A 4,760-nucleotide genomic window follows, 5' to 3' on the forward strand; every position below is an offset into this window, starting at 1 on the left:
CTTCGGACTCGAGCGCACGGGTTATCTGGTCACTGACCTCGACGCGGCGATCAAGGCAGCCGAACAGGCAGGCGCCGCCACGGTGGTGACTGCCTTCGATGACCCGATCGGTCGCGACGCCGTGATCCGTTGGCCGGGTGGGGTGAACATGCAGCTCTACTGGCACACGAAGAAGCCGAGCTACGAGGCCTTACGCCATGTGCCGGAGAATCGTATCTACCTGCCGGCGGCCAGCGCGGCGACGTTCGTGAAGGCATTCACGCAGTTTGCGCACGGCAAGGTCGTGTCCGATGACGCGAAGGTACCGGTGACGGAACTCGGCGGCACCTCGGGCACGTACCGGCGCATCCGCCTCGAGTCCGGCTACGGCAAGGTGACGGTCCTGGTGACGGACGGCCATCTCGCGTGGCCGTATGGCACGGAGGTCACCGGTTACGAGGTGGACGATCTCGCCGCCGCGCTGGCCCGCGCAACGCAATCCGGCGCAAAGGTCGTCGTGCCGGCGCACGACGAAAGCGATCGCCACGCGGCGATGCTGCAGTTTCCCGGCGGCTACGTCGCCGAGATCCACGCCGCCAGGTAAAACATCACGCGGCCCTTCGACGGTTCCCAGGGCMACCCCCGCTTCTGTAGGAGCCGATTCATCGGCGATGGGGTCTATCGCGAGAACCCTTTCGCCGATGAATCGGCTCCTACAAGGCGCGGCCCGCTTCTGTCAGAAGTCGAACGTGGCCGAAGCAAGCAACGTACGTGGCGTGCCCTGCGTGAGGTAACCACCCGTGGCCGAGGCCCAGTAGCCCTTGTTCGTGAGGTTCTGCAGCGTAAGGCGGAACGTCACCGGCACACCTTCCAGAGTGCTGGAGGCACGGGCGCCCACATCGAACGTCGTCCACGCCGGGATGTTCAGCGTGTTGGTCACGTTGACGTACTGCTTGCCCGTGCGAACGGCGCGAGCGCTGAGGGTGATGTCCGGCGTGTTCGGGATATCCCATTCCGCACCAAGGTTGGCCTGGAAGCGTGGCACCCCGATGGCGTCGTTGCCGTTGTTCAGGCCGCCCTGGGTCTTGGTCAGCTCGGGCTGGATGTAGTTGGCACCGCCAAGGACGCGAACGCCCTGGGTCGGCTCGCCGAAGAAGCTCCACTCGGCGCCGCGGTTACGCTGCTCGCCGGCGATCGTATAGGTGTTCGTGGTCGCGTCTACATAGCCGCTGGGCTGCTTGATCTGATACAGGCCGAACGTGCTGCCAAAGGTGCCTGCATCCCACTTCACACCGATTTCGTTCTGCTTTGACTTGTATGGGGCGAAGACCTGGCCAGCGTTGGTCACCGGCGCGCCGTTGAACAGGGTCGGCGCGGTGTCGCCTTGCGTCAGCGCTTCGATGTGGTTGGCGTAGACCGAGAACTGTTCGTTGATGCGGTAGTTGATACCGAAGATCGGGCTGTTGGTGTACCGCGAGTATTCCGAGGTCCTGGCACCATTCACGCCGTCGACCGCATAAGCGTAGCCGAGCGAAAGAAGCTTCTGCCGACGTGCGCCCACGGTGACCTGCAGCTTGTCGTCCATGAAGCCGAGCGTGTCGGAGAACGCAAGGCTGCGCAGCTGCGTGCGGCCCGTGTAGCCCGGGTCGCTGATCGGGCCGACGTTGTAGATGTAGTCAGGGCGTGCGACCTGCACGGGATTGTAGATGTTCGTGTTGAACGTCGAGGAGCCCGCGTAGGCGGCCTTCTTGTTCGTATCCAGCGCCGAGAAGCCGAGCGTGATGCGATGGCTTACTTCGCCGGTATCGAAGTGGGCATTGAAGCCGGCCTCGCCGGTGCCGGTATTCGCAATGTACGGCACGGTGAAACGCGACTCCGTCGCATCACCTRCCGCGTTGCTGACAGTCGGGCTGACGTAGTCACCGAACTCGTTGCCGTGATGCGCGCCGACGGCTGCATAGGCGGTCAACCAGTCGCTGATGTCGTATTCGGCGCGTACGACACCGAAGGTGTCCTCCAGCGACGAGCCCGACCAGGACTGCGTGTAGTTCCTGGTGGCGCTGGGTGCCTTCGGCACCACGTTGCCGACGAAGACGACCGAGCGGCCGCCGTTGATCGTCTGCTTCTGGTAGCCGAGGTCGGTCGTGATGCGCAGGCGCTCGCCGGTGTAGTCGAAGCCGATCGCGATGGCGTTGACGCGGCGGTTCTCACCGTCGACCGCGGTGCTGCCGTCACGGGAGACGGCATTCACGCGGATGCCGAATTCGTTGTTGGCGCCGAAACGGCGGCCGATGTCCACGGTGCCACCGATCTGGCCGTCGCTACCGTAGTCCAGGCCGATGCGGGTGATCGGGTCGACCGTCGCGCGTTTAGGCGCAATGTTGATGCTGCCGCCGACACCCGAGCCGCCCGGCGAAATGCCGTTGAGGAAGGCGCTGGCACCCTTGAACACTTCTACGCGGCTGACCAGTTCCGGGGCCAGCAGCTGGCGCGGCAGCAGGCCGTAGAGGCCGTCGAAGCCGATGTCGTCGGAATTGAGCTGGAACCCGCGAATCACGAACGTCTGCGAGTAGTTGCCGTAACCGAAGCCCGTGCGCACGGCCGGGTCGTTGGCGACCACGTCGCCCAGCGTATGGGCCTGCTGGTCGCGGATGAGCTTGTCCGTGTAGCTCGTCATGGCAAACGGCACGTTCATCATGTCCTGGTTGCCCAGCACACCGAAGCGGCCACCCTGGGACACCTGACCACCGGCGTAAGCCGCCGTGGGAGCGGCAACGTCAGCCTTCACCTGGATGCCGGACAGCGTCGTCGTATTGTCCTGCGGCTTGCGCTGGGTGTCGTCGGCATCGGCGGCGGCGTGGGCCGCACCGGCGACGAGGAGGGTACCGAGCACAGCAGCGCGGATCGAAAGAGTGAGGCGGCGACGAGCCGGGAGCGCGGTATGCATGGTGGTCCTGGGCATGGAAGCCTCGATCAAAGGCGAATAGAAATGAGAATCGCTCGTATTATGATCGAGATTGTCACGGACGCCTAGGGGTCATGCCTGCTGCAGGTCCAGACGGGCCAGGCCCGTCTGGACCTTCGCTTTACGGCATCAGGACTTTGTCGACGACGTGGATGACGCCGTTGGACTGCATGACATCGCCGATGGTGACGTGGGCTACGCCACCCTTGGCGTCGGTTACGTCGAGGGTCTTGCCGGTCTGGCTGACCGTGAGGGGTTCACCTTCGACCGTGGTCAGGCTGGCCTTGCCATTGCCCTTGCTCACGAGAGTCATGAGGTCGGAAGCGGTGTAGCGGCCGGATACCACGTGGTAGGTGAGGATCTTGGTCAGGGTCGCCTTGTTCTCGGGCTTGACCAGGGTGTCGACGGTGCCCGCCGGAAGCGCGTTGAACGCTTCATTGGTGGGGGCGAAGACGGTGAACGGGCCCGGGCCGGAGAGGGTGTCGACCAGGCCAGCAGCTTTTACGGCGGCAACGAGGGTGGTGTGATCCTTCGAGTTGACGGCGTTCTGGATGATGTTCTTGCTCGGGTACATCGCCGCGCCACCGACCATGACGGACTTCTGCATGGCCATGCCGTCGTCGGCAAAGGCGAGGTCCGCCACGCCGAACGCGGCGGTCAGGGCAAGAGCGATGTGCAGCGTGCGGGAGAGCGTGCGGCTTTTCATGGCGAATCCTCGGTCCCCGTGATTGGGGTACCAAGTGATACGCAGCCTTGCCGCGTCCGGATGCAACGGACGCGGCAAGCGCTCACTCCGGATCGTCACACGGTGACGACAATACGCCCGGTGTGTTCGTTCTTTTCGAGCGTGCGATGCGCCTCGACGATGTCGTCGAAGGCAAAGGTCTGCGCGATGCGCGGCTTCAGTTTGCCGCTTGCAAGGCCTTCGCTGATGAACTTCACGGCGCGCGCCTGGCGCTCCGGATCCGTCGTCGTGCCGAACAGGTTATAGCCACGAATCACCGGCTCGTTCGGAATGACGTCGAGCAATGGCAGCGGCGTGACTTCATCGCTCAAGGCGCCGTAGACGAACACGGTCGCGCCATGGGCCAGTGCGGCGAGCAGTGTCGGGAACTGGGAACCTCCGACGGCTTCGAAGGCGAACGTCGCGCCTTTCCCGCCGGTGAGGCGTTTCACCTCGGCGACAAGATCCTGCTCCCCCGTGGCGATGACGTGTTTCGCGCCCGCGGCGARGAGCGCCTCACGCTTCGCACTCGTGCGGGTGAGGGCGATCGGTGTCGCGCCGAGCATGTTGATCATCTCGATCGCGCCCAGGCCCACACTGCTCGAGGCGGACGAGACGAGGACCACGTCGTCTTTCGTGAGCGGGTGGCGTTCGGCAAAGGCACCGTACGGTGTGATGTACGGATTCCAGATGGCCGTGGCTTCTTCGAAGGAAAGCCCGGCGGGAATCGCGACCACCGCATGCGCCGGCGCGAGGACGACTTCACCATAGAGACCGTAGTCGTTCTGCGAGAACGAAGGGATGGTTGTGACGGCGTCGCCCGGTTTGACGTGAGAGACCTCGGCGCCGACCGCGTCAACGATACCGGCGACCTCATACCCCAGTCGCGCAGGCAGGCGGACTTCCTCGACATAGCTGCCTTTGCGCCACATGGACTCGGCGCGATTCAGGCCGATGGCACGCACGGTGATGCGAGCTTCGCGCGGCCCCGGGGCGGCGACCTCTACCTCGCGGAACTGGAGCACTTCGGGTGCGCCATAGCTTTCGAACATGACGATGCGTGACATGGAGAAACCTCGGACAGAAGGGATG

General features: G+C 64.3%; 4 protein-coding genes. 1 reads left to right on the forward strand and 3 read right to left on the reverse strand.

Going from position 1 to position 4,760, the window contains the following annotated elements; all coding sequences use genetic code 11:
• Positions 1 to 583, forward strand: a 583-nt coding sequence (locus tag AC1DT2_RS15975) for a glyoxalase (RefSeq protein ID WP_477297391.1), incomplete at its 5' end; no start/stop codon positions are given.
• 132 nt (positions 584 to 715) lie between these two features.
• Here AC1DT2_RS15975 and AC1DT2_RS15980 read toward each other — a convergent pair.
• From AC1DT2_RS15980 to AC1DT2_RS15990, 3 genes are all read right to left on the reverse strand, one after another.
• Positions 716 to 2,941, reverse strand: a complete 2,226-nt coding sequence (locus tag AC1DT2_RS15980) for a TonB-dependent receptor (RefSeq protein ID WP_477297392.1) — start codon at positions 2,939 to 2,941, stop codon at positions 716 to 718.
• Between the two features lie 124 nt (positions 2,942 to 3,065).
• Positions 3,066 to 3,650: a fasciclin domain-containing protein gene (locus AC1DT2_RS15985; RefSeq protein WP_063571648.1), complete on the reverse strand. Its 585-nt coding sequence runs from the start codon at positions 3,648 to 3,650 to the stop codon at positions 3,066 to 3,068.
• 95 nt (positions 3,651 to 3,745) lie between these two features.
• The coding region (locus tag AC1DT2_RS15990) for a zinc-dependent alcohol dehydrogenase family protein (RefSeq protein WP_477297393.1) at positions 3,746 to 4,760 on the reverse strand (1,015 nt) is incomplete at its 5' end.

The organism is Luteibacter sp. P4_E6 (genome assembly GCF_056401535.1).